The organism is Pseudidiomarina sp. (assembly GCF_048267825.1).
GTDB lineage: Bacteria > Pseudomonadota > Gammaproteobacteria > Enterobacterales > Alteromonadaceae > Pseudidiomarina.
Window position 1 is genome coordinate 186,736 of sequence record NZ_JBLWWR010000002.1, and the last position, 22,489, is coordinate 209,224.

The window sequence follows — 22,489 nt, forward strand, 5'->3', positions numbered from 1 at the left end:
ATGAACAACATTCGTATTGTCTTAGTCAACACCAGCCACACCGGCAACATCGGGTCGGTCGCGCGTGCCATGAAAACCATGGGGCTAAACGATTTGTACCTGGTTGATCCAGTACAAGCGCCTGACAGCCATGCTTCGGCATTGGCTGCTGGTGCTACGGATGTGTTACATCAAGCAAAAATCGTTAAAACCTTACCGGAAGCGATTCAAGATTGCGGCTTGGTAGTAGGTACCAGCGCCCGTAACCGCACGCTGGATTGGCCATTGCTTGGCCCACGTGAAACGGCGGCAAAAGTGCTTGCAGAAGCACCGAATTATCCGGTGGCTATGGTATTTGGCCGTGAAAGCAGCGGTTTAACCAATGAAGAGCTGCAACAATGCACCCACCATGTGCATATTCCGTCAAACCCTGAGTACAGCTCATTAAATTTGGCCATGGCGGTGCAAACGCTGGCCTATGAAGTGCGCATGCAGTTCTTAGAGGCCGATGCCAAACCACCGGTCAGTGACGTAGACTACCCGCTGGCTGGCGACCTGGAACGCTTTTACCAACATCTGGAAGACACCCTCGGTGAAACGGGGTTTATCATTAAAAACCACCCCGGTCAGGTGATGGCGAAGTTACGCCGAATGTTTAGCCGCGCTCGCCCTGAGTCAGCGGAACTGAATATCCTGCGTGGCATTCTGACGTCAATTGATAAGAAAAACAAAAACGATATTAGCTAAAAGATATTGGATATTAGAAGAAGTAGCCATTACCGCTAATAGCTAATATCCAATAGCTAATATCGACTTTGCCGTTCAAGTGAATACTTGACTAAAATAGTCGGGAATGGCACACTTAAGGCCTAAGACAAAGGAGGCAATACCGCTATGCGCTTAACCTCAAAAGGCCGCTACGCCGTGACCGCTATGATCGACGTCGCGCTTCATACAGAAAATGGTCCAGTACCATTGGCAGATATTTCAGAACGCCAAGGTATTTCTTTAAGCTACCTTGAACAATTGTTCGCGCGCCTGCGTAAACAAGGTCTGGTTAGCAGTGTGCGCGGCCCAGGTGGTGGTTATCGGTTGGGTCTTGAAGCACACCAAATTTCCATCAGCGCCGTAATACAAGCCGTTGATGAAAGCATTGACGCCACCCGTTGCCAAGGCAAAGGCGGATGCCAAAGCGGTAGCCGTTGCTTAACGCACTCGCTCTGGACAGACCTAAGTGAGCGCATTGAAGACTTTCTCGCCAACATTAGTTTGGCTGAGCTGGTCAAGCAAGAAGACATTGCCCGCGTGGCCTTACGTCAAAACAACTTAATTTCCGAACAGAAAAAACGCGAAAACCAAATTGCATTGAGCCAGTAAGCAGTCTGGCAAGAGGAGTAACTTGATGAAATTACCGATTTATTTTGATTACGCAGCAACCACGCCGGTTGACCCGCGCGTGGCCGAAAAGATGATGCAATTCCTGACCCCAGATGGTCAGTTTGGTAACCCTGCATCGCGTTCGCACCGGTTCGGTTGGCAAGCTGAAGAAGCGATTGATATCGCCCGTAATCAGATTGCTGATCTGATTAACGCTGACCCACGTGAAATCGTATTCACCTCGGGTGCAACCGAATCAGATAACTTGGCCATTAAAGGCGCGGCTGAGTTTTACAGCAAAAAAGGTAAGCACATCATTACGGTGAAAACCGAGCACAAAGCCGTGCTGGATACGTGCCGCCAAATGGAGCGCGAAGGCTTCGAAGTCACTTATTTAGACGTAAAAGAAGACGGCTTGGTGGATCTTGACGCATTCAAAGCTGCTCTGCGTGATGACACCGTATTGGTCAGCATCATGCACGTAAACAACGAAATTGGCGTGATTCAGGACATCGAAGCTATCGGTAACCTGTGTCGTGCAAACAAAACAGTATTCCACGTTGATGGTGCACAAAGCACCGGTAAAATCGAAGTGGATATGGAAAAGCTGCCGGTTGATATGTTCAGCATTTCAGCCCACAAAATGTATGGCCCGAAAGGCATTGGCGCGCTGTATGTGCGTCGTAAGCCACGGGTGCGCTTAAACGCACAAATGCACGGTGGTGGGCACGAACGTGGTATGCGTTCAGGCACCTTGCCAACGCATCAAATCGTCGGCTTCGGTGAAGCTGCACGCATTGCCAAAGAAGAAATGGGCGCAGAATTTGAGCGTTTCAAAATGCTCCACGACCGTTTATGGAATGGCGTAAAAGACATCGAAGAAGTGTACATTAACGGCAATCAAGAGCACGCTGTGCCGCACATCTTCAACATCAGCTTTAACTTTGTTGAAGGCGAAAGCCTGATTATGGCGTTGAAAGACCTCGCGGTTTCTTCAGGTTCAGCCTGCACATCAGCAAGCCTTGAGCCTTCGTACGTATTGCGCGCCTTGGGCCGCAACGACGAACTGGCGCACAGCTCAATCCGTTTCAGCTTCGGCCGCTTTACTACCGAAGAAGAAGTGGATTACGCCATTAAACAAATTCAAAATTCGATTGGTCGTCTACGCGACATGTCACCCCTTTGGGATATGTACAAAGACGGCGTCGACCTAAGCAAAGTCGAATGGGTCGCACACTAAGAGAGGTAACACGGTATGGCATACAGCGAAAAAGTAATCGACCATTATGAAAATCCGCGCAACGTAGGCGCGTTTGATAAAAATGATCCGTCAATCGCAACTGGCATGGTCGGCGCACCAGCCTGTGGCGACGTTATGAAATTGCAGTTGAAAATTAATGCCGAAGGCATCATTGAAGACGCAAAATTCAAAACTTACGGTTGTGGTTCTGCAATCGCTTCAAGCTCACTCGTTACCGAGTGGGTTAAAGGCAAGTCAATTGCCGAAGCTGAGCAGTTGAAAAACACGCAAATTGCTGAAGAACTTGCATTGCCACCAGTGAAAATTCACTGCTCAATTTTGGCAGAAGACGCAATTAAAGCAGCAATTGCAGACTACAAAAAGAAACACGTAGCGTAATCGGGTTATAAGATGGCAATTACCATAACTGAAGCGGCGGCGCATCGCGCCCGCTCGTTTCTAGAACAACGCGGTAAAGGTGTGGGCATTCGGTTGGGGATTAAAACCACCGGCTGCTCCGGGCTCGCCTACGTGATGGAATTTGTTGACGAAGTGGACGATACCGATACGATTATCGAAGCCAACGGCGTGAACATTGTCGTCGACGGCAAGAGCTTGGTGTACCTTGATGGCACCGAAATCGACTTTGTCAAAGAAGGCCTAAACGAAGGTTTTGAGTTCCGTAATCCAAACGCCAAAGGCGAATGCGGTTGCGGAGAAAGCTTCAACGTATAACAGGCAAGCAATGAATCATTTTGAACTGTTTGATATGCCCGCCGCATTCTCTTTAGATGCGGCGGAATTGCAACAGCGCTACCGCAAATTGCAGCAAACGCTGCACCCTGATCGCTTTGCCACTGGCAGTGAACGCGAAAAATTACGTGCCGTGCAACGTACTGCACAGCTCAATGATGCGTACCAAACCTTGCGCTCACCGCTTACCCGCGCTGAGTACTTGCTGGAATTACGCGGTATTGATTTGGCGCACGAACAAACCACCCTGCAAGATCCTGACTTTTTGATGGCGCAAATGGAATGGCGCGAACGCATTGAAGAAGTGACCGACTTGGAGGCGCTCGATAGCGCCTACAAAGACTTGCAAGAACAAATGAATGCGTTACAAAGCGAGCTTGAACGGCACCTTGAAGCAAACGCCAACGAACAAGCAGCTATTGCGATACGTAAGCTGAAGTTTATGCACAAGCTGCATCACGAACTCGAGCAAATCGAAGAGCAAATTCGATATTAGCTGTTAGATATTAGATATTAGTTCTGATATTTAGCGCTTTTTCTAATATCTAATATCAATTCGCTAATATCGTTCTCGTATTTAAAAAGAGGTTTTAGATGGCTTTACTACAAATTGCGGAACCGGGTCAAAGCACCGCGCCGCATCAACATCGCCTTGCCGCTGGCATCGATTTGGGCACCACCAACTCATTAGTGGCAAGCGTGCGTAGTGGCGAAGCTGCAGTGCTCAAAGATCAGCACGACCGTGCCATTTTACCGTCAGTGGTTTATTACGGCGCCGACGAAATTTTAACCGGCCACGAAGCGCTGGCGAAGCACGCCGACAAGAGCATTGAAACGCAGAATACCATTGTTTCTGTAAAACGATTTATTGGTCGCACCATTGCCGACGTGCAGAAAAACCTTTCAAACTTGCCGTATCGCATGAGCGAAACTGACAACGGTGTGCCGGTATTCCATACCGCCGCAGGCGAGAAAAACGCAGTTGAAGTGTCCGCTGATATCTTGCGGACCTTGGCAGCGCGCGCTGAAGCTTCATTAGGTGGCGAGCTTACCGGTGTGGTGATTACCGTGCCAGCTTACTTCGATGACGCACAACGCCAAAGCACCAAAGACGCCGCGCAATTGGCCGGTTTAAAAGTCTTACGTTTATTGAACGAGCCGACCGCAGCAGCCGTAGCCTATGGCCTGGACTCAGGTCGTGAAGGCTTGATTGCGGTGTATGATTTAGGTGGCGGTACCTTCGATATTTCCATTTTGCGTTTGCAAGGCGGTGTATTTGAAGTACTGGCAACCGGTGGTGACAGCGCCCTTGGTGGCGATGACTTCGATCAACTCATCGTTAACTGGTTAAAAGAGCAGTGGTCGCTGCCCGAGAATGTTGATGCGCGCCATGAGCGTGATCTGATCAATGCCGCCAAAGCGGCAAAAGAACAGCTGACAGACGCGGAGTCTGTGATGATCAATCAGCCTTCTTCAACCAGTGAAGGCGATGCGCTCACGTTAACCCGTGCCAAGCTGAATGAGTTGATTGAACCTTTGGTGCGCAAAACCTTAGCGTCTTGCCGACGCGCATTGAAAGATGCCGAAGTCAGCGCCGATGAAATACTTGATGTGGTTATGGTTGGCGGCTCGACCCGTGTGCCACGTGTGCGCGAAGCGGTAGGCGATTTCTTTGGTCGCGAACCCTTAACCTCCATTGATCCGGATCAAGTTGTCGCCCTGGGTGCTGCCATTCAAGCCGACATTTTAGCGGGTAACAAACCTGACTCTGACATGTTGTTGCTGGATGTGATTCCACTCTCGCTGGGCCTGGAAACTATGGGCGGCTTGGTGGAAAAAGTTGTGGCACGCAACACCACGATTCCAGTCGCAAAAGCGCAAGAATTCACCACGTTTAAAGACGGCCAAACCGCCATGATGATTCATGTGGTGCAGGGCGAACGTGAGCTGGTTGATGACTGCCGTAGTTTGGCTCGTTTCGTGTTAACGGATATACCGCCAATGGCAGCCGGTGCCGCACACATTCGGGTAACTTTCCAAGTCGATGCAGACGGCTTATTGAGCGTGACCGCCATGGAAAAATCAACCGGCGTGAGCGCATCAATTCAGGTGAAACCATCTTATGGTTTGGGTGATAATGACATCACCAAAATGATTGAAGCATCGATGAGCAATGCCAAAGAAGACATGGCGGCGCGTATGTTGCGTGAACAGCAAGTTGAAGCCGACCGCGTTATTGAGGCACTCAGCAGTGCCTTAGCCGCAGACGGCAAATTGCTTGACGAGAACGAGCGCGCAACCCTGGATGCCGCCATGGAGCAACTTCGTGTTGCCCGCAGCGGCACAGATGTTGCAGCCATTGAACAAGCTATTGAAGCCGTAGACAAAGCCAGCGATGATTTCGCCGCGCGCCGTATGGATGCCAGCATTCGCAAAGCACTCTCCGGCACAAAAGTCGACGAGCTATAACGATTAACGTGTAGTTATTAACGAGGTTTTTATGCCAAAGATTGTATTTTTACCCCATGAAGAGCTTTGCCCAGAAGGCGCAGCACTCGAAGCAAAAGACGGCGAAACCGTGCTTGACGTGGCCTTGCGCAACGGCATCGGCATAGAACACGCCTGTGAAAAAGTGTGCGCCTGCACCACCTGCCACGTGTACATTCGCGAAGGCATGGACTCAATTAATGAAATTGAAGAAAACGAAGACGACATGCTCGATAAAGCGTGGGGCCTCGACCCAGATTCACGCTTAAGCTGTCAGGCCAAAGTTGACGGCGAAGACCTCGTTGTAGAAATCCCGAAATACAGCATCAACCACGCCAAAGAAAACCATTAGTAAAAAAGGGGCAGTCCTTGCACTGCCCCCTCATTTTAACCGTCGAGCTTTTCGGCGAAAGTGCGTTTGAATTTTGCTAACTTCGGATGCACAACCGCTTGGCAATAGGCGTTTTCAGGATTACGTTCCACATAGTTTTCGTGGTAATCCTCAGCCGGCCAGAACTTTTCCAAGGGCTCAATTGTGGTCACAATTGGCGCATCCCAGGTTTTTTCACGTTCCATTTCGGCAATAATCTCTTCCGATAAACGCTTTTGTTCGTCAGTTTGGTAGAAAATTGACGTGCGGTATTGCGTACCGACATCGTTACCCTGACGATTCACTTGGGTTGGATCGTGCAACGCAAAAAAGATTTCTAAAATTTCCCGCACACTTAAAGCCGTTGGCTCAAAGGTAACCTGCAGCACTTCAGCATGCCCGGTGCTGCCTGAGCAGACTTCTTCGTACGTTGGATTTTCTTTGTGCCCGCCCGCGTAACCAGACTGCACCTTTAATACGCCACGAACCTGCTTAAAAGCACCTTCAAGGCACCAAAAACAACCGCCACCTAATGTAATTTGTTGCGTCATAACCACCTCATATACTGCAAAATAAATAGACGTCTAGATGCCCACACTTTACGCCTGTTCGATGTCACTGTAAAGCGTTTGAAGTGGTGTGCAGCCGCAGCTCTGCCCCTAGCTCTGACGGCGGCTTTTATGTATAATCCGCGCGACTCTAACTTAGACAACCTTTTACTTATAAAACTTGATTGGAGAAAATCATGGCTTTAGAACGCACCTTATCAATTATCAAGCCGGATGCCGTTGGCAAAAACTTAATCGGCGCTATCTATAACCGTTTTGAAACTGCAGGCTTCCGTATCGTTGCAGCAAAAATGATGCACTTAAGCACTGAACAAGCTGAAGGTTTCTACGCTGAACACAAAGAGCGTCCGTTCTTCCGTGCATTGGTAGACTTCATGACTTCTGGCCCAATCATGGTGCAAGTACTTGAAGGCGAGAACGCAGTAAAACGTCACCGCGACATCATGGGCGCAACCAACCCAGCTGACGCATTGGCAGGAACTTTGCGCGCAGACTATGCTGTATCTATCGACGAGAACGCAACGCACGGTTCTGACGCTTTAGAATCAGCAGCACGTGAAATTGCATACTTCTTCTCTGACGAAGAAATCTGCCCACGTACGCGCTAAAAGCAAAAGCGTTAATCGTTATTCATTGGTCGGGCGCTGCGCTTGTCGTTAAACCCGACTACGAATAACGAATAACCAGTAACGAATAACGCACTTAAGGTTTTATATGAATGCAGTAGACAAAAAAGTGAATTTACTCGACTTGAACCGCGAAGCAATGCGCGAGTTCTTCAAAGAGTTGGGTGAAAAGCCATTTCGCGCCGACCAGGTTATGAAGTGGGTGTATCACTATTGTGTCGATGACTTTGACGAGATGACCAATCTCAACAAGGTGCTGCGTGAAAAACTGAAACAGGTGGCCGAAATTCGGGCACCTGAAGTGCGTGTTCAACAACAATCGTCGGACGGCACCATCAAGTTCGCGATGACCTTATTCGACGGCCAGGATGTGGAAACCGTATGGATTCCAGATCGTGACCGCGCCACCTTGTGTGTGAGTTCGCAAGTAGGCTGTGCACTGGAGTGCACCTTCTGCTCAACCGCGCAGCAAGGCTTTAACCGCAACTTAAAAGTGGCCGAAATCATTGGCCAGGTATGGCGGGTGAGCAAACTCATCGGCGCCTTTGGCGACACCGGCGTAAAAGCTGTCACCAACGTAGTGATGATGGGCATGGGTGAACCGCTGTTGAACCTGAATAACGTGGTTCCAGCCATGGACTTAATGCTTGATGACAACGCCTTTGGCTTATCGAAACGTCGCGTCACCTTAAGCACCTCCGGTGTGGTACCGGCTTTGTATAAGCTGAAAGAGCAAATCGACGTTGCTTTGGCGATTTCTTTGCACGCGCCAAACGATGAATTGCGCAACGAAATTGTGCCGATTAATAAAAAGTACAATATTCAAGAATTCCTCAAAGCCAGCCGTGACTACATTGACGGCTCAAAGGCAAATAAAAACATCACCATTGAATATGTGATGTTGGACCACATCAATGACTCGATGGAGCAGGCGGCTGAATTGGCTGAAGTGCTAAAAGACACGCCGTGCAAAATCAACCTCATTCCGTTTAATCCATTCCCAGGTTCAGACTATGGCCGATCAAGCAATTCACGTATCGACCGCTTCGCCAAAGTACTGATGGATAAAGGCTACATTGTTGTCGTACGACGCACTCGCGGTGACGACATTGATGCTGCTTGCGGCCAACTTGTCGGTGATGTGATTGACCGCACCAAGCGCATCTTGAAAAAGCAACAAGCGCAACGCGGTGGCGACGGCATCCAAATTAAAGCTGTTTAAACGCACGCTTAAGACAAACTTAACATAGCTTTGACGCCACACAGCTTGATCTGCCGCCGATAAAGGTTAAGATAGTTTCTTTATGGGGGAGATTTACATGCGGATTCTGCTGTTAGCGCTGATCACCGTGGTGTTCAGCACCGGTTGCGTGAGCCAACGTACGGTCGATGGTAAACAAGAACCGGCACAGCAATTCAATGCACAAGAGGCTTCGCGCACGCGCTTGGCTCTTGGGCTGCAGTATTTACGCTCTGGCAATTTTGAGCAAGCTAAAGCAAATTTAGAACGCGCCCGCGAATACACCCCCAATAACCCAGATGTTTATACCGGCCTTGCTTATTATTATCAGCAGGTTCGTGACGTAAAAAATGCCGAGGCTTATTATCGCAAGGCCATCGACCTACGCCCTGATGACGGTGACAGCTATAATAATCTGGGCGTGCTGTTGTGCGGCCAAGATCGTTACAACGAAGCCGACCAAATGTTTCGTAAAGCAGTTGCGCAACCCGGCTACGTGAAAATCGCCAGCACTTATCAGAATGCTGGGCGCTGTGCCGCCGCGCAAAAAGATATGGCCAATGCCGACCGATATTACCTGTTGGCGCTTAACCACAGTGGTGGCAGCGTCAATATTTTAGAGAATTATGCATCCTTGTTGCTCGAGCAGAAACGCTATGACAAGGCTGCGGACATGATAGAGCGCCGGGCCAATTACCCGCAGTTGTCGGCGCAATATTTATGGTTAGAAGTGCAGTTAGCTCACGCCTTAAACAATAAGAACAAACGGCAGCAATTCGGCGATCTGCTTGTGCAGCGCTTCCCGGCTTCTCAGCAAGCGCGTGATTATCAGCAATTAACTAAATAGCGAACGAGAATGGCATCAGATAAAGATTTACTCGAAGAGAACAGCGAAGAAGAACAGCCTAAGCCAGAACCTTATACAGGGGAAACGCCCGGCCAGTTATTTCGTGAAGCGCGCGAAGCGAAAGGGCTAACCACACAGCAAGTGGCGGATAGCCTGCGTCTGCGTAAAACCGTGATTGAACTGCTCGAAGCCGATGAGTTTGACAAGCTATCGTCAGCCACTTATGTGCGTGGCTACTTGCGCTCGGTAAGTAAAGCACTTGAAGTTGACGAAAAACGCGTATTTGAAGCCTACGGCAAAATGGGCTTCGGTGAAGTAACGGTCAGCACCATTACCATGCAAAGCTTTTCGAAACGCAAGGTACGCGAGCGCAACGACAGCCGTTTAATGTTATTTAGCTACTTTATTATTGCCATTGTTATCGCTCTGGCGGTGGTTTGGTGGTGGCAAGATACCAATAACGGCGACATCTTTAATGGCAACGGCAATGGCTCAGCCAGCAACGGTAGCAGCCAGCAGGTCGATAATCGTACCGCAGTGCGTCGCGAGTCACCGGCAGAGCGCGTTACTGAAGACCAGGCTCGTGGCCAAACGACCACCAGTGACAACCAGCAGGCCAACGAAACCGAAGGCCTGACCGTCACCAGCCGCAACCAAGACAGCGCGCCGGTGGTGACGGATGACCCGATCGACGAACCGACTGACGAGCCAACCGAAGGCAATACAGACACTGCAGCTACCGAGACTGAAGTAGTCACTGACCCCATTCCCAACAGCCAGCCAAGCGCAACCCAAGGCGCGGATCTCGTCATGGCGTTTAGCGGTGACTGCTGGATAAAAGTAACCGACGCCACCGGCACCGACATCGCCATCGGCGTTAAAAAAGCTGGTTACACAATGCCGCTGACGGGCGAGCCTCCTTTTGATATCATTTTATGCAAGCCAGAAGTTGTCACAATGACGTATAATGGTGAACCGGTGGACTTAAGCAGTTATCGCCGCAACCGCAGCGTCACAATGACCCTGAACTGATTAAAGCGTTAATAGTTATTCGTTATTGGTTACTCGAAAAAGAAAAGCAACCACGAATAACGATTAACGAATAACGAGTAACGAATTTATGCATTTAAACCCGATCAAACGTCGACCTTCACGCCGCATTTATGTGGGCAACGTGCCTATTGGCGATGGCGCACCTATTGCCGTGCAGTCCATGACCAACACCGAAACCACCGACGTTGCCGCCACAGTCAAACAAATTCAGGCCATCGCCGCTGCCGGTGCTGATTTGGTGCGGGTGAGTGTACCGACCATGGACGCCGCTGAAGCGTTCAAACTGATCAAGCAACAAAGCCCAATTCCATTGGTTGCAGATATTCACTTTGACTACCGTATCGCGCTTAAAGTGGCCGAGTACGGGGTCGACTGTTTGCGCATCAACCCAGGCAATATCGGCAACGAGCAGCGCATTCGCTCCGTTGTGGATGCAGCCCGTGACCGCGGCATTCCAATTCGCATTGGGGTAAATGGCGGTTCGTTAGAAAAAGACCTGCAAGAAAAATACGGCGAGCCAAATCCTGCCGCGTTGGTTGAATCGGCCATGCGCCATGTGGATATTCTCGACCGCTTAAACTTCCAGGACTTCAAAGTCAGCGTAAAAGCGTCCGACGTGTTTTTAGCCGTTGAAAGTTATCGTTTGCTGGCCAAACAAATTGAACAACCCCTGCATTTAGGCATCACCGAAGCCGGTGGTTTGCGCAGTGGCTCAGTGAAATCATCCATCGGGCTTGGCATGTTGTTGGCCGAGGGCATCGGTGACACCTTGCGTATCTCGCTGGCAGCAGACCCCGTTGAAGAAGTGAAAGTGGGCTTTGATATTTTAAAATCCCTGCGTATTCGTAGCCGCGGCATCAATTTTATTGCGTGCCCAAGCTGTTCGCGTCAGGAATTCGATGTAATTGCCACCGTCAATGCACTGGAACAGCGCCTTGAAGACGTTGTTGTGCCAATGGATGTGTCCATTATCGGCTGTGTAGTAAACGGTCCGGGCGAGGCATTGATCTCCCATGTGGGCTTAGCCGGCGCCAAGAATAAAAGCGGTTTTTATCTGGATGGCGAACGCCAAAAAGACCGGCTCGACAACAATGATTTGGTGGATGAGTTGGAACGCCGCATCCGTGAAAAAGTAAAACGTTTAGAAGCTGAACAGATTCCCGTGAAGCAAGCGTAAAGCTGCGGTATACTATGCGCCATTTTTCGAAATAAATTTTCGTCTTTACGTCGAACATCAGCAGAAAAGAATCCGAACGTGGCAAAAAATATACAAGCAATTCGCGGCATGAACGACATCCTGCCGAATCAATCGCCAGCGTGGCAATACGTAGAAGGCGTGATTCGCCAGGTTGCGGCACAATATACCTATCAAGAAATTCGCATGCCGGTGCTGGAAAGTACCGACCTGTTCAAGCGATCCATCGGCGAAGTAACCGACATCGTCGAAAAAGAAATGTACACCTTCGACGATCGTAACGGTGACAGCCTGACCCTGCGCCCTGAAGGCACCGCCAGCTGCGTACGCGCTGGCAACGAACACGGCCTGCTGTACAACCAAACCCAACGGTTATGGTACATGGGGCCAATGTTCCGCCACGAGCGCCCGCAAAAAGGCCGCTACCGCCAATTCCATCAGTTCGGTATCGAAGCCTTCGGTATGGAAGGCCCAGATATCGATGCCGAAGTGATTTTGCTATCGGCGCGGTTATGGGAACGGTTTGGTATCCGTGACCAAGTGCAACTGCAACTGAATTCATTGGCGTCTAACGAAGCGCGTGCGCGTTACCGCGAGGCACTGCGTGAATTCTTGCGTGCCCACGAAGACAAACTGGACGAAGATTCAAAGCGCCGGTTAGACACCAACGTATTGCGCGTTCTCGACAGCAAGTCGGAAGAAACCCAAGCGGTACTTGCCGATGCACCGAAGCTGTCTGAATACTGGGACGACGCCTCACGTGAACACTTTGATGGTTTGTGCAAGCGTCTTGACGCTGCCGGTGTTGAGTATGTTTTGAACGAACGCTTGGTGCGCGGGCTTGATTATTACAACCGCACTGTGTTTGAGTGGGTGACCACAGAACTGGGCGCGCAAGGAACCGTGTGCGCTGGCGGCCGTTATGACGGCTTGGTTGAACAGCTGGGTGGCAAAGCGACTCCAGCCGTTGGTTTCGCCATGGGCATGGAACGGCTGGTTCTGTTGTTAGAGTCACAGGATAAAATTCCAACTGAACAAGCGGTTGATATCTATGTACTTGCGGCAACCGAAGCGGCGGAACTAATCGCTCCGGGCGTTGCCGAACAAATTCGCAGTGCGCACCCTGATTTAAAAGTGCAGCTGCACAGCGGCACCCAGAACATGAAGAAAAAATTGGCAAAAGCTGACAAGTCTGGCGCAACCTATGCGTTGATTGTCCGTGACACCGATTTCGAACTAAAACACCTGCGCGACCGCGACGCCGAGTCTTCGGTCGGGGAAAGTGCAACGGCGCTATTAGATATTTGATATTAGAAAAACCGTTCTTGTTATCAGCTAATATCCAATAGCTAATAGCTAATATCATTTTTGGAGTTAAAAATGGAAACTGAAGATCAGCAAATCGAACGCATCAAGCAATTTTGGAACGAACACGGCAAAGGCATTATCGCCGGCCTGATTGTTGGTTTCGGCCTGTTTTACGGCTGGCGTTATTATGACGCGCAAACCCGTGCAAACCAGGAAGAAGCGTCGCAGCAGTTTGAAAGCATTTTGGTGCAACTTGAAGCTGACCAAGAAAACAGCATGACAGCCGCACAAGAGTTTGTGAGCAGTAGCGACACCACATATGCGCAATTAGCAGCACTTGAACTGGCGAAGCATGCGGTTGATAACAACGACTATGCAACCGCTATCAGCGCGCTGCAAAGCGTGCGCGACAACGCAGAGCCAGCAATTCGTGCAGTCGCTGACATACGCCAGGCACGTTTGTTGTTCGCACAAGAACAGTACGATGCGGCCATGGCAGCCGTACAAGCAGCGGAATCGGTTACCGCATTCAAAGCGCAAGCCGCTGAACTGAAAGGCGACATTCTTCTTGCTCAAGGCGACACCACAGGCGCACGTAGCGCTTATCAAGCAGCGCTTGATGCAGGTGCTGAAGGCCTGGCAGAGATTAAACTCAACAGCATTGTGGCGGGTTCATGAAATTAGCACGGTTTAAAAATTTAGGTTTCGCCGCACTCGCAACCACGTTAATCAGTGGCTGCTCGTTGTTTAGCAGTGAGGAAATCACCTACAAAGAACTGCAATCATTCAACCAGCAGGTTACCCCGCGCGTTGTGTGGGAAAGCAGTGTGGGTGGCGGCGTTGACCATTTTTACTCACATCTGCATCCGGTTGTTGTCAACGACATGATTGTTGCTGCTGACCGTGACGGTATGGTTGCTGCGTATAATCGCGACAATGGTGACCGCTTATGGCAGGTCGATTTGCGCGGTGCATTAAACTTAAGCAAAAGCGGTTGGTGGAGCGCGGGTGAACCCATGCGCATCGCTGGTGGCTTAGCTGCAAATAATGACGTGATTTACCTGGGCACCGAAAATGGTGACGTGGTTGCGCTTAATGCCAACGATGGCAGCGTGAAATGGCATCAAATTGTGCGCTCAGAAGTCATGGCAACACCTGCCGTTGGTGGTGGTGTGGTTGTGGTTAAAGGCTCTACGGGCGAAGTGATTGCCTTGGCCGAAGACACGGGCGAACAACGTTGGAAACACGTATCTGAAGTGCCACCGCTGTCAATGCGCGGCACCTCGGCGCCAGTATATGAACAAGGCGGTGTGTTTGTTGGCACCTCAACCGGTAAAGTCATTGTACTTATCGCTGAAAACGGCCAGCCAGCCTGGGAAGCACGTTTGGCGGTACCAAGCGGTAACACCGAACTGCAGCGCATGGTCGATGTGGATTCGAAGCCAGTGTTAGCCGGTGCCTTTGTGTATAACGTGGCCTATAACGGGTCGTTAGCGGCTATCAGCGCCAACAGCGGCGAAATTGTTTGGAAACGCGAATATTCGTCGTATCAGAACCTGCATTTTTCTGGTGGCCGATTGTTTGTAACTGACGCTGAAGACACGGTGTCAGCACTTGATTCACAAGGTGGCGTTGAGTTGTGGTCGAACACCGACTATAGCGGCCGTCATTTAACTGCACCAGTGCGTTTCGGTGACTACATTGTAGTTGGCGACCGTATGGGCTACCTGCATTTTATAAATCTTCTTAGCGGCGAAACTGAAGGCCGTTTAGAAGTGGATAGTGACGTTTACACAGCCCCTGTGGTTGCTGACGACACCCTTTATGTACAATTACGCGACGGCACGTTACTCGCGGTGAGGATTTAACCCTATATGTTACCCGTAGTTGCCCTGGTAGGGCGCCCCAATGTGGGCAAATCAACCTTATTTAATCGGCTTACCCGTACTCGGGACGCCTTGGTTGCTGACTTTCCCGGCTTAACGCGGGACCGTAAGTACGGCCAGGCCAACTACGACGGTTATCAGTTTATTGTCATCGACACCGCTGGTGTGCATGGCGATGAAGAAGGGATTGATGCTGAAATGGCATCGCAGTCATTGCGCGCCATTGATGAAGCAGACGTTGTGCTGTTTATGGTTGATGCCCGCGACGGCATCACTTCTGCCGACATGGGCATTGCTGCGCATTTGCGCCGCATTGGTAAAAAAGCCTACGTAGTCGCCAATAAAATTGACGGCATTGACGCCAACACCGCCATGCTCGACTTCTTTGAGTTGGGTTTGGGCGAAGTGCATGGCATAGCTGCCGCGCACGGCCGTGGTGTTGAGCAACTGCTGCAAGAATGTTTTGACCCATTACTGGAAGAATACCCAGAAGTTGCAAAGCGCTCCGCGCAAGGCGGCTCTGAAGGTGCGGTAAACCTTGATGCCGAAGGCAATCCAATTGATGCTAACGGTGAAATCGTTGAACCGGATCCAGAAGGCAATATTTTTGACGTAGATGGCAACATTGTCGACGCCGATGGCAACGTCATTGACCATGAAGGCAACATCATTGGTCAGTTGGGCGACCGTAATCACGATGAAATCGATTATGACGCGCTGCCACTTAAATTGGCCATTGTTGGCCGCCCGAACGTGGGTAAGTCAACGCTCATCAACCGTATTCTCGGCGAAGAACGCGTGGTTGTGTACGACATGCCTGGCACCACCCGTGACTCGGTGTACATCCCGATGGAACGCGATGGGCGTGAATACATTCTGATTGATACTGCCGGTGTACGTCGCCGTGGTCGGATTGATGAAACCGTAGAAAAATTCTCGGTTATCAAAACTCTGCAAGCCATTGAAGACGCCAACGTGGTTATCGCGGTCATTGACGCCCGCGAAACCGTGTCAGACCAAGATTTGAACTTGATTGGCTTTGCCTTAAACGCAGGCCGCTCAATTGTTATCGCAGTGAACAAGTGGGACGGCTTGTCGAACGATCATCGCGATGAAATCAAACGTGAACTCGATCGCCGTTTAGGCTTTGTTGATTTTGCCCGCTTGCACTTTATCTCGGCCTTGCACGGCAGTGGCGTGGGTAATTTATTTGAATCGGTGCTTGAAGCGTACGCCTCTGCATCGGCGCGGGTCGGCACATCCAAGCTAACGCGTATTTTAGAAACCGCCGTTGAAGACCATCAGCCACCGCTGGTCAGTGGTCGTCGGGTGAAGCTGAAATATGCGCACGCGGGTGGTTATAACCCGCCGCGGATAATCATTCACGGCAACCAGGTCGACTCGCTGCCAGGCTCATACAAACGTTACTTGATGAATTACTTCCGTAAGTCATTGGGCGTTATGGGCACGCCAATTAAAATTGAATTCCGCGAATCTGAAAACCCGTACGCAGGGCGTAAAAACCAGCTCACGCTGTCGCAAACCCGCAAGCGTAAACGCTTAATGCGCCACCTGAAGCGAAGAAAGTAACGCGAACCGCGTTACTGATTTTTGAATTTGATTAAGTCCCGACGTTCTTTTTTGTCGGGCTTATGGTCGGGGTGGGGGTTGTACAGCGCATTCATTTTGCGCAGCTCCGCTTCTTTCTCGCGCCGTGCAACCGACTCGGGCGTTTCTGCATAGAGCTTTTGCGCCTCTGGCGCGCCAAGCCGCCGTTCGCTCACAGCGAGCACTTCAACTTCATAAATATCATGCCCGCGCGGCGCTTTAATAATTTGCCCCGCGCTAATGGTTTTGGATGGCTTGCACCGTTGCCCGTCAACGGTCACCTTGCCCGACTGCACAACCTGACGGGCCAGCGCGCGCGTTTTATAAAAACGCGCCGCCCACAACCACTTGTCAATGCGTACTGGCTCGCTCATCGGCTTATACCGTGAGGTCTTTTTCAGTGAAGCGGTATTCGGTTTGGCAGTACTCGCAGTTCATAACCACCGCGCCTTCTTCACGCAAAATTTCCTGCAATTCTTCGGGCGAAACCGAAGCCAATGCTTCCATGGTGCCTTCACGTGAGCACCCGCATTTAAACGTAACCGGCTGAGGCGGATAAATCTCCACGTGCTCTTCGTGATACAAGCGGTGCAATACTTGGGTGCCAGGCAATTTAAACAATTCCGCCGCGGTCATGGTGCTGGTTAAATGTTCCAAATGCTCAAAAGCTTCCAACGTAGTGCCTTGTGCGGGCATGACCTGCAACATCATACCAGCAGCATGCTCGCCGTCGGCAAACAACCATATACGCGTACGCAACTGCTCAGACTGCATAAAATAGTCTTCAATCACCTTGGCAATGCTGTCGGCATCGGCGCTCACCACACCTTGATAACGCTCGCCGATTTCCGGGGTTAGGGTAATAACCAGCACAGCCTTGGCGCCCATTAGCGTGCGCAAATCGTTCAAGTCGTCTGAAATTTCTGCACGTACCCGCGCAATACCGCGCAGTTCCTGGTGATGCGAACCGTTAACCGCAATAAAATTAACGGGGCCATCGCCTTGAATCTGAATCGAAATATGGCCCTCAAATTTCAAGGTGGCGGTGAGCAACGAGGTTGCCGCCATTAATTCACCCAGTAGGCGCTGAACTGGCGCCGGGTAATGGTGTCCTAGAATCATGCGCTGATAGCTGGTGCTCAATTGCACCAGTTCGCCGCGCACATCTTGCTCAAGAAACGTGTAGCGTAATAATTGGTCGGTCGGATAATTCGTTACGGGTTTAGTCATGGTGTTTGGGTGTCTGTCATACTTATGTAAAAATTTGGCTGCATTATAACAGAATCCTCGTATTTGATCTGTTCACTTGTGTATAGTAGGGCTAGAATGACCAAAAGACGCAAGTGTCACATAATTATAACGAAAGCGTAGTAATTACCCATGCAGATACAGAACACGCACGTCAATGCACTGGTTACCGCGGTCTGTGCGGTGGCCGCCGTGTGGTTTGGCGCGCAATTAACTTGGCAGATTATCACGCCAACGGCAGACGTTCCGACAGGCCCGCTGAAAGTTACGGCTGATACCGGCAAGCAGGCGGTGTCCGCGCGCCCGATTATCGCTCTTGACCTGTTTGGCGCCGCCGCAGATGCCCCGCAAGTGGCTGCTTCGAATGCTCCGAAAACCTCACTTAATATTCGCTTACTTGGCGTGTCCGCGTCGAATGTGCCGGAACGCTCCGCCGCGATTATTGAACGCAGCGGTAAGCAGGAAGTCTACGTGGTGGGCGATAATCTGGAAGGTACGCAAGTTAAGATTAAAGAAATGTACGCCGATCGCGTTATTTTAGACAACAACGGCCGCCTTGAAACGCTTGAGCTTGAAGGCATTGGCGAATTAAGCGAAGGCTTGTCGCTGACCATGGCCAACTCAGCGAGCCGTAACACCGTGCGCACCAGTTCACGGGCCGTCACATCTGACACCATCACGGACATTGTGCGCAGCAACGATATCAACGCGGAAAGCTTGCTTGAGTTTATTCAGATAACCCCAGTACGGGGCGGCAATGGCATTAAAGGCTACAGCTTGCGCGCCGGGACCAACCCGGAATTATTCCGCCAAGCCGGCTTCCGGGACGGCGACTTGGCGGTGGCGATTAACGGCCAGGATTTAACCAATATAAGTACCGCAATGAAGGTTACGGGCGAACTCGCCACCATGACCGAAGCCACGGTTACCGTGATGCGCGGCAATGAATATATCGACTTGCGTCTGGATATTCGTGATTTACCGGCTGATATACCAAAGCCAGCGGGCGAAACCAAGCAAGACCAAGGGAATTAAGGGAACAGCTATGCGAAAAACCTCACTTGCAATTGCCATCGCAGTAGGCGCAGCACTTGCCGGATCGCTCCATGATGCGAGCGCGCAACAATCAAGCCAGGCGGCACAGCAACAACGTCAGCAAGATGCGGAAACGCCTGTTGAATACGCGGCCAGCTTTAAAAACACTGACATTACCGAGTTTATTCAAGTGGTTGGCCGTAATTTAGGGCGCACCATGATTATCGACCCGGACGTGCGCGGTCGTATTGACGTGCGCAGCTACGATGTCATGACCGAAGACCAATACTGGCAGTTCTTCTTGAACGTGTTAGACGTATACGGTTTTGCCACCATTGAAATGGAATCGGGCGTGATTAAAGTTATGCGCGACAAAGACGCCCGCAACGGCGCCATTCCAGTGGTTGATGACAACGCCTTAGGTGGCGATACCCTGATTACCCGCGTGGTTCCGGTTTCCAACGTCAGCGTGCGCGAATTGGCGCCATTGCTGCGTTTGCTCAACGACCAAAGTGGCGGTGGCAACGTGGTCAGCTATGACCCGTCGAATGTAATCATGATCACCGGCCGCAGCGAAACCGTGCAGCGCTTAGTTGAAATCATTGAACGTGTTGACCGTGCCGGTAACCAGGACGTGGATGTGATTAAACTGGAGTACGCATCGGCGGCAGAAGTTGTGCGCATTGCGCTTAGCTTGTTCCAAAAGGCCAACGATGGCACCCCAGATTTATTGATTCCTAAAATCGTTGCCGATGAGCGCACCAACAGTGTGGTCGTCAGCGGCGAGCCGCGCGCCCGCGAACGCGTGGTCACCTTGATTAACCAGCTTGACCAAGACCTAAAATCCGAAGGCAACACACGGGTTTATTATCTGAAGTACGCCAAAGCTGCGGAGTTGGTTGAAGTGCTGCAAGGCGTTAGCCAAAGCTTGCAAGCGGAAAAAGAATCAGCTGCAAGTGGCGCAGGTACGTCAGCAGCAGCGCGCCGCGTGAGTTCAAACGGTGCGGAAATCAGCATCAGTGCGCACGAAGCTTCAAACTCGTTAGTGATTACCGCACAGCCTGATTTGCTCTCGAGCCTGGAAAGTGTGATTCGTCAGTTGGATATTCGCCGTGCGCAAGTGCATGTTGAAGCGATAATCGTTGAAATCATGGAAGGCGATGGCGTTGATTTTGGCCTGCAATGGATCAGCGAAGACGGCGGCATGGTGCAGTACAACAACGGCCGTCAGGCAGCTATTGGGCAAGTAGCCGCTGGTGCCTATCTGGCGCGTGAGCGTCCGGGCACTGAAACTACCACCGTGGTCGATGGTAACTATGTGACCACCAAACAGCCGGATCAGCCCGGCGACGTATCGTTGCTGGCACAGGTGCTGCAGAACGTGAACGGCATGATGATTGGTGTGGTGAAAAATGACTGGGGCGCAATTTTGCAAGCCGTAACCACCAATACCAACTCGAACATTTTGGCCACGCCGTCCATTATGACGCTGGACAACGAAGAAGCGTCGTTTTTAGTGGGGCAAGAAGTGCCAACCATTACCGGTTCAACCACCGGTTCGAATAACGACAACCCATTCCAAACCGTGCAACGTGAAGACGTAGGTATCAAACTTAAAGTGACGCCGCAGATTAACGAAGGCAACGCGGTGCAGTTAATTATTGAGCAGGAAGTATCCAGTATCAGCGGCGCGACTTCGGTGGATATCACCATCAACAAGCGTGAGCTGAAAACTGTGGTGATGGCGGACGACGGTGAAACCATCGTGCTGGGCGGCTTGATTGACGAAGACGTGCAAGAATCGGTGTCTAAGGTACCAATTTTGGGCGACATTCCGTTCTTAGGGCATTTATTCAAGAGCACCTCAACCACGCGTCAAAAGCGTAACTTGATGGTGTTTTTGCGCCCACGCATTGTCCGTGACGGTGCAACGGCTTCACAAGTTTCCAGCCGTAAATACAACTACATTCGTGCCGAGCAACTGAAGGCGGAAGAAGACGGCATTGATTTAATGCCATTGAGCAAGCCGCCGGTGCTGCCTGAGTGGAATGGGCCGTTAACGTTGCCGCCTTCGTTTGAATCGTATATCGAAGAAAGTGACAACGAAGGCAACAAAGACGGGAACAAAGAAGGGAATGGCAATGACTGATATCGCGAATGTGGCCGCGCAAGTGGCACCGCGACGGTTGCCATTTGCTTTTGCGAAACGCCATGGCGTGGTGGTGGCATTTGCCAACGCGCCGGCTGCAGGCGAAGCCGCCACGCAAGCCATCGTGCATGCGCGCCAGGGCGTTACCCCACAAACCTTGTCCGAAGTGCGACGGGTGCTGGGTGCGTCATTCATTCTGCAGGAACATGTCGCGGATGAATTTGAAGCCATTTTAACCCAGGCCTATCAACGCGATTCGTCCGAAGCGAAGCAGCTGATGGAAGACATCGGCAACGAAAGTAACTTATTTTCTCTGGCCGATGAGCTGCCGCAAACCGAAGACTTGCTCGAAAGTGAAGACGACGCGCCAATCATCAAGCTCATCAACGCCATGTTGTCCGAAGCCATCAAAGAAGGCGCATCGGACATTCACATCGAAACCTTCGAGAAAGACCTGTTGGTGCGTTTTCGTATCGACGGCGTGCTGCGCGAAGTGATTCGCCCGAACCGCAAACTCAGCTCGCTGCTGGTATCGCGGATAAAGGTTATGGCGCAGCTGGATATTGCTGAAAAACGTATTCCGCAAGACGGCCGCATCAGTTTGCTGATTGCTGGCCGCGCCGTAGACGTGCGGGTATCGACCATGCCATCCAGTCATGGCGAGCGCGTGGTGCTGCGTTTGTTGGATAAAAACAACGCGCGCCTGAACCTTGAGCAGTTGGGCATGACCGAAGCCAACCGCAAAATTTTCTCGCAAATTATTAAAAAGCCGCACGGCATTATTTTGGTGACCGGCCCCACGGGCTCGGGTAAATCCACCACCTTGTACGCGGGCTTAATGGAAATCAACTCGCGCGATCGCAACATTTTGACGGTCGAAGACCCCATCGAGTACTCCATTGAAGGCATCGGCCAAATGCAGGTGAACCCGAAAGTGGACATGACGTTTGCCCGCGGGTTGCGCGCTATTTTGCGGCAAGACCCCGACGTGGTGATGGTGGGTGAGATTCGTGACGTTGAAACCGCGCATATTGGCGTGCAGGCCTCGTTAACCGGGCACTTGGTGTTGTCGACCTTGCACACCAATACGGCTTCCGGTGCGATTACCCGTTTGGAAGACATGGGCGTTGAGCCGTTCTTATTATCGTCGTCGTTATTGGCGGTGTTGGCACAGCGCTTAGTGCGCACCTTGTGTGCCGACTGCAAAGAACCCTATGACGCCTCAGCCGAAGAGTTAGCCTACGTGGCCGACGGCGCAGTTGACGGCGGTGCCCGCTTGTACCGTGCAGTGGGCTGCGACAAGTGCAACCACAGTGGTTATCGCGGCCGAACCGGCATTCACGAAATGTTGGTGGTGGACGAAAAAATTCGCGAGCTTATCCACAACGGGCACGGCGAACAAGCCATTGATAAATACGCACGTAAAACCAGTCCATCGATTCGTGATGACGGCTTAGCCAAAGTGTTGGCTGGCGTCACCACCTTGGAAGAAGTATTGCGCGTAACGCGCGAGGAGTAA

The 22,489-nt window shown here is 51.1% G+C and carries 23 protein-coding genes; 20 read left to right on the plus strand and 3 right to left on the minus strand.

The genetic code is table 11. The annotated features are described in order from the left end of the window. The 8 genes from trmJ to fdx all read left to right on the plus strand — a co-directional run bounded on the left by trmJ (position 1) and on the right by fdx (position 6,188). The gene (trmJ, locus tag ACN0UN_RS03780; protein ID WP_417658800.1) at positions 1-726 is read left to right on the plus strand and encodes a tRNA (cytosine(32)/uridine(32)-2'-O)-methyltransferase TrmJ; all 726 of its coding nucleotides are present in this window, start codon (positions 1-3) and stop codon (positions 724-726) included. Between the two features lie 147 nt (positions 727-873). Beyond that, the gene (gene iscR, locus ACN0UN_RS03785; protein ID WP_417658801.1) at positions 874-1,356 is read left to right on the plus strand and encodes a Fe-S cluster assembly transcriptional regulator IscR; all 483 of its coding nucleotides are present in this window, start codon (positions 874-876) and stop codon (positions 1,354-1,356) included. A 25-nt stretch (positions 1,357-1,381) separates the two neighbouring features. Further along, entirely contained in the window at positions 1,382-2,596 is a 1,215-nt protein-coding gene (locus ACN0UN_RS03790) for an IscS subfamily cysteine desulfurase (RefSeq protein ID WP_128351319.1), read from the plus strand. A gap of 15 nt (positions 2,597-2,611) precedes the next feature. After that, entirely contained in the window at positions 2,612-2,995 is a 384-nt protein-coding gene (iscU, locus tag ACN0UN_RS03795; RefSeq protein WP_128351318.1) for a Fe-S cluster assembly scaffold IscU, read from the plus strand. 12 nt (positions 2,996-3,007) lie between these two features. Further along, positions 3,008-3,331: an iron-sulfur cluster assembly protein IscA gene (gene iscA, locus ACN0UN_RS03800; RefSeq protein WP_128351317.1), complete on the plus strand. Its 324-nt coding sequence runs from the start codon at positions 3,008-3,010 to the stop codon at positions 3,329-3,331. A gap of 10 nt (positions 3,332-3,341) precedes the next feature. Beyond that, a complete protein-coding gene (gene hscB / locus ACN0UN_RS03805) occupies positions 3,342-3,845 on the plus strand; it encodes a co-chaperone HscB (protein WP_417658802.1) in 504 nt (167 codons plus the stop codon). A gap of 98 nt (positions 3,846-3,943) precedes the next feature. Continuing rightward, positions 3,944-5,818 (plus strand): Fe-S protein assembly chaperone HscA, encoded by a 1,875-nt coding sequence (gene hscA, locus ACN0UN_RS03810; RefSeq protein ID WP_417658803.1) that lies wholly within the window; start codon positions 3,944-3,946, stop codon positions 5,816-5,818. Between the two features lie 31 nt (positions 5,819-5,849). After that, positions 5,850-6,188, plus strand: coding sequence for an ISC system 2Fe-2S type ferredoxin (gene fdx / locus ACN0UN_RS03815; RefSeq protein WP_128351314.1), 339 nt, complete (start codon positions 5,850-5,852; stop codon positions 6,186-6,188). A 35-nt stretch (positions 6,189-6,223) separates the two neighbouring features. Here the strand turns inward: fdx and msrA are convergent, their stop codons facing one another. Further along, positions 6,224-6,763, minus strand: a complete 540-nt coding sequence (gene msrA, locus ACN0UN_RS03820) for a peptide-methionine (S)-S-oxide reductase MsrA (RefSeq protein WP_417658804.1) — start codon at positions 6,761-6,763, stop codon at positions 6,224-6,226. 188 nt (positions 6,764-6,951) lie between these two features. On the opposite strand from msrA, the gene ndk reads away from it, so the two are divergent. From ndk to der, 9 genes are all read left to right on the plus strand, one after another. Beyond that, a complete protein-coding gene (ndk, locus tag ACN0UN_RS03825) occupies positions 6,952-7,383 on the plus strand; it encodes a nucleoside-diphosphate kinase (RefSeq protein WP_417658805.1) in 432 nt (143 codons plus the stop codon). A gap of 106 nt (positions 7,384-7,489) precedes the next feature. After that, complete coding sequence (locus ACN0UN_RS03830; protein WP_417658806.1) at positions 7,490-8,623, plus strand: bifunctional tRNA (adenosine(37)-C2)-methyltransferase TrmG/ribosomal RNA large subunit methyltransferase RlmN; 1,134 nt, start codon at positions 7,490-7,492, stop codon at positions 8,621-8,623. Positions 8,624-8,720: 97 nt separating this feature from the next. Next, a complete protein-coding gene (gene pilW / locus ACN0UN_RS03835) occupies positions 8,721-9,488 on the plus strand; it encodes a type IV pilus biogenesis/stability protein PilW (RefSeq protein ID WP_417658807.1) in 768 nt (255 codons plus the stop codon). Positions 9,489-9,497: 9 nt separating this feature from the next. Then, positions 9,498-10,520 carry a RodZ domain-containing protein gene (locus ACN0UN_RS03840; protein WP_417658808.1) on the plus strand — a complete coding sequence of 341 codons (1,023 nt, stop codon included), beginning with the start codon at positions 9,498-9,500 and terminating at the stop codon, positions 10,518-10,520. 88 nt (positions 10,521-10,608) lie between these two features. Further along, a complete protein-coding gene (gene ispG / locus ACN0UN_RS03845) occupies positions 10,609-11,718 on the plus strand; it encodes a flavodoxin-dependent (E)-4-hydroxy-3-methylbut-2-enyl-diphosphate synthase (RefSeq protein ID WP_417658809.1) in 1,110 nt (369 codons plus the stop codon). A 78-nt stretch (positions 11,719-11,796) separates the two neighbouring features. Next, the gene (hisS, locus tag ACN0UN_RS03850; protein WP_417658810.1) at positions 11,797-13,044 is read left to right on the plus strand and encodes a histidine--tRNA ligase; all 1,248 of its coding nucleotides are present in this window, start codon (positions 11,797-11,799) and stop codon (positions 13,042-13,044) included. Between the two features lie 72 nt (positions 13,045-13,116). After that, a complete protein-coding gene (locus ACN0UN_RS03855; RefSeq protein WP_417658811.1) occupies positions 13,117-13,722 on the plus strand; it encodes a YfgM family protein in 606 nt (201 codons plus the stop codon). Then, entirely contained in the window at positions 13,719-14,912 is a 1,194-nt protein-coding gene (gene bamB / locus ACN0UN_RS03860; RefSeq protein ID WP_417658812.1) for an outer membrane protein assembly factor BamB, read from the plus strand. The genes ACN0UN_RS03855 and bamB overlap by 4 nt, the downstream gene beginning before the upstream one ends. A 6-nt stretch (positions 14,913-14,918) precedes the next feature. Continuing rightward, the gene (gene der / locus ACN0UN_RS03865; protein ID WP_417658813.1) at positions 14,919-16,520 is read left to right on the plus strand and encodes a ribosome biogenesis GTPase Der; all 1,602 of its coding nucleotides are present in this window, start codon (positions 14,919-14,921) and stop codon (positions 16,518-16,520) included. 11 nt (positions 16,521-16,531) lie between these two features. On the opposite strand, the gene hslR is transcribed toward der, so the two are convergent. Both hslR and hslO read right to left on the minus strand, forming a co-directional pair. After that, entirely contained in the window at positions 16,532-16,912 is a 381-nt protein-coding gene (gene hslR, locus ACN0UN_RS03870; RefSeq protein ID WP_417658814.1) for a ribosome-associated heat shock protein Hsp15, read from the minus strand. A gap of 4 nt (positions 16,913-16,916) precedes the next feature. After that, positions 16,917-17,768, minus strand: coding sequence for an Hsp33 family molecular chaperone HslO (gene hslO, locus ACN0UN_RS03875; RefSeq protein WP_417658815.1), 852 nt, complete (start codon positions 17,766-17,768; stop codon positions 16,917-16,919). A 150-nt stretch (positions 17,769-17,918) separates the two neighbouring features. Here hslO and gspC point away from each other — a divergent pair, with 150 nt between their 5' ends. Genes gspC through gspE form a run of 3 tightly spaced genes read left to right on the plus strand, consistent with a single transcriptional unit; the run spans position 17,919 to position 22,489 of the window. Further along, positions 17,919-18,821 (plus strand): type II secretion system protein GspC, encoded by a 903-nt coding sequence (gene gspC, locus ACN0UN_RS03880; RefSeq protein WP_417658816.1) that lies wholly within the window; start codon positions 17,919-17,921, stop codon positions 18,819-18,821. Between the two features lie 10 nt (positions 18,822-18,831). After that, complete coding sequence (gspD, locus tag ACN0UN_RS03885) at positions 18,832-20,970, plus strand: type II secretion system secretin GspD (protein WP_417658817.1); 2,139 nt, start codon at positions 18,832-18,834, stop codon at positions 20,968-20,970. Beyond that, entirely contained in the window at positions 20,963-22,489 is a 1,527-nt protein-coding gene (gspE, locus tag ACN0UN_RS03890) for a type II secretion system ATPase GspE (protein ID WP_417658818.1), read from the plus strand. The genes gspD and gspE overlap by 8 nt, the downstream gene beginning before the upstream one ends.

Excerpts from the sequence above, each read along its gene's own strand:
- gspD (WP_417658817.1), top strand. The coding sequence starts at position 18,832 with ATGCGAAAAACCTCACTTGCAATTGCCATCGCAGTAGGCGCAGCACTT.
- iscA (WP_128351317.1), top strand. The coding sequence starts at position 3,008 with ATGGCAATTACCATAACTGAAGCGGCGGCGCATCGCGCCCGCTCGTTT.
- ACN0UN_RS03855 (WP_417658811.1), top strand. The coding sequence starts at position 13,117 with ATGGAAACTGAAGATCAGCAAATCGAACGCATCAAGCAATTTTGGAAC.
- ispG (WP_417658809.1), top strand. The coding sequence starts at position 10,609 with ATGCATTTAAACCCGATCAAACGTCGACCTTCACGCCGCATTTATGTG.
- hscB (WP_417658802.1), top strand. The coding sequence starts at position 3,342 with ATGAATCATTTTGAACTGTTTGATATGCCCGCCGCATTCTCTTTAGAT.
- gspC (WP_417658816.1), top strand. The coding sequence starts at position 17,919 with ATGCAGATACAGAACACGCACGTCAATGCACTGGTTACCGCGGTCTGT.
- hslR (WP_417658814.1), bottom strand. The coding sequence starts at position 16,912 with ATGAGCGAGCCAGTACGCATTGACAAGTGGTTGTGGGCGGCGCGTTTT.
- hscA (WP_417658803.1), top strand. The coding sequence starts at position 3,944 with ATGGCTTTACTACAAATTGCGGAACCGGGTCAAAGCACCGCGCCGCAT.
- iscR (WP_417658801.1), top strand. The coding sequence starts at position 874 with ATGCGCTTAACCTCAAAAGGCCGCTACGCCGTGACCGCTATGATCGAC.
- pilW (WP_417658807.1), top strand. The coding sequence starts at position 8,721 with ATGCGGATTCTGCTGTTAGCGCTGATCACCGTGGTGTTCAGCACCGGT.
- ACN0UN_RS03840 (WP_417658808.1), top strand. The coding sequence starts at position 9,498 with ATGGCATCAGATAAAGATTTACTCGAAGAGAACAGCGAAGAAGAACAG.
- trmJ (WP_417658800.1), top strand. The coding sequence starts at position 1 with ATGAACAACATTCGTATTGTCTTAGTCAACACCAGCCACACCGGCAAC.
- bamB (WP_417658812.1), top strand. The coding sequence starts at position 13,719 with ATGAAATTAGCACGGTTTAAAAATTTAGGTTTCGCCGCACTCGCAACC.
- iscU (WP_128351318.1), top strand. The coding sequence starts at position 2,612 with ATGGCATACAGCGAAAAAGTAATCGACCATTATGAAAATCCGCGCAAC.
- fdx (WP_128351314.1), top strand. The coding sequence starts at position 5,850 with ATGCCAAAGATTGTATTTTTACCCCATGAAGAGCTTTGCCCAGAAGGC.
- ACN0UN_RS03790 (WP_128351319.1), top strand. The coding sequence starts at position 1,382 with ATGAAATTACCGATTTATTTTGATTACGCAGCAACCACGCCGGTTGAC.
- der (WP_417658813.1), top strand. The coding sequence starts at position 14,919 with ATGTTACCCGTAGTTGCCCTGGTAGGGCGCCCCAATGTGGGCAAATCA.
- hslO (WP_417658815.1), bottom strand. The coding sequence starts at position 17,768 with ATGACTAAACCCGTAACGAATTATCCGACCGACCAATTATTACGCTAC.
- ACN0UN_RS03830 (WP_417658806.1), top strand. The coding sequence starts at position 7,490 with ATGAATGCAGTAGACAAAAAAGTGAATTTACTCGACTTGAACCGCGAA.
- gspE (WP_417658818.1), top strand. The coding sequence starts at position 20,963 with ATGACTGATATCGCGAATGTGGCCGCGCAAGTGGCACCGCGACGGTTG.
- ndk (WP_417658805.1), top strand. The coding sequence starts at position 6,952 with ATGGCTTTAGAACGCACCTTATCAATTATCAAGCCGGATGCCGTTGGC.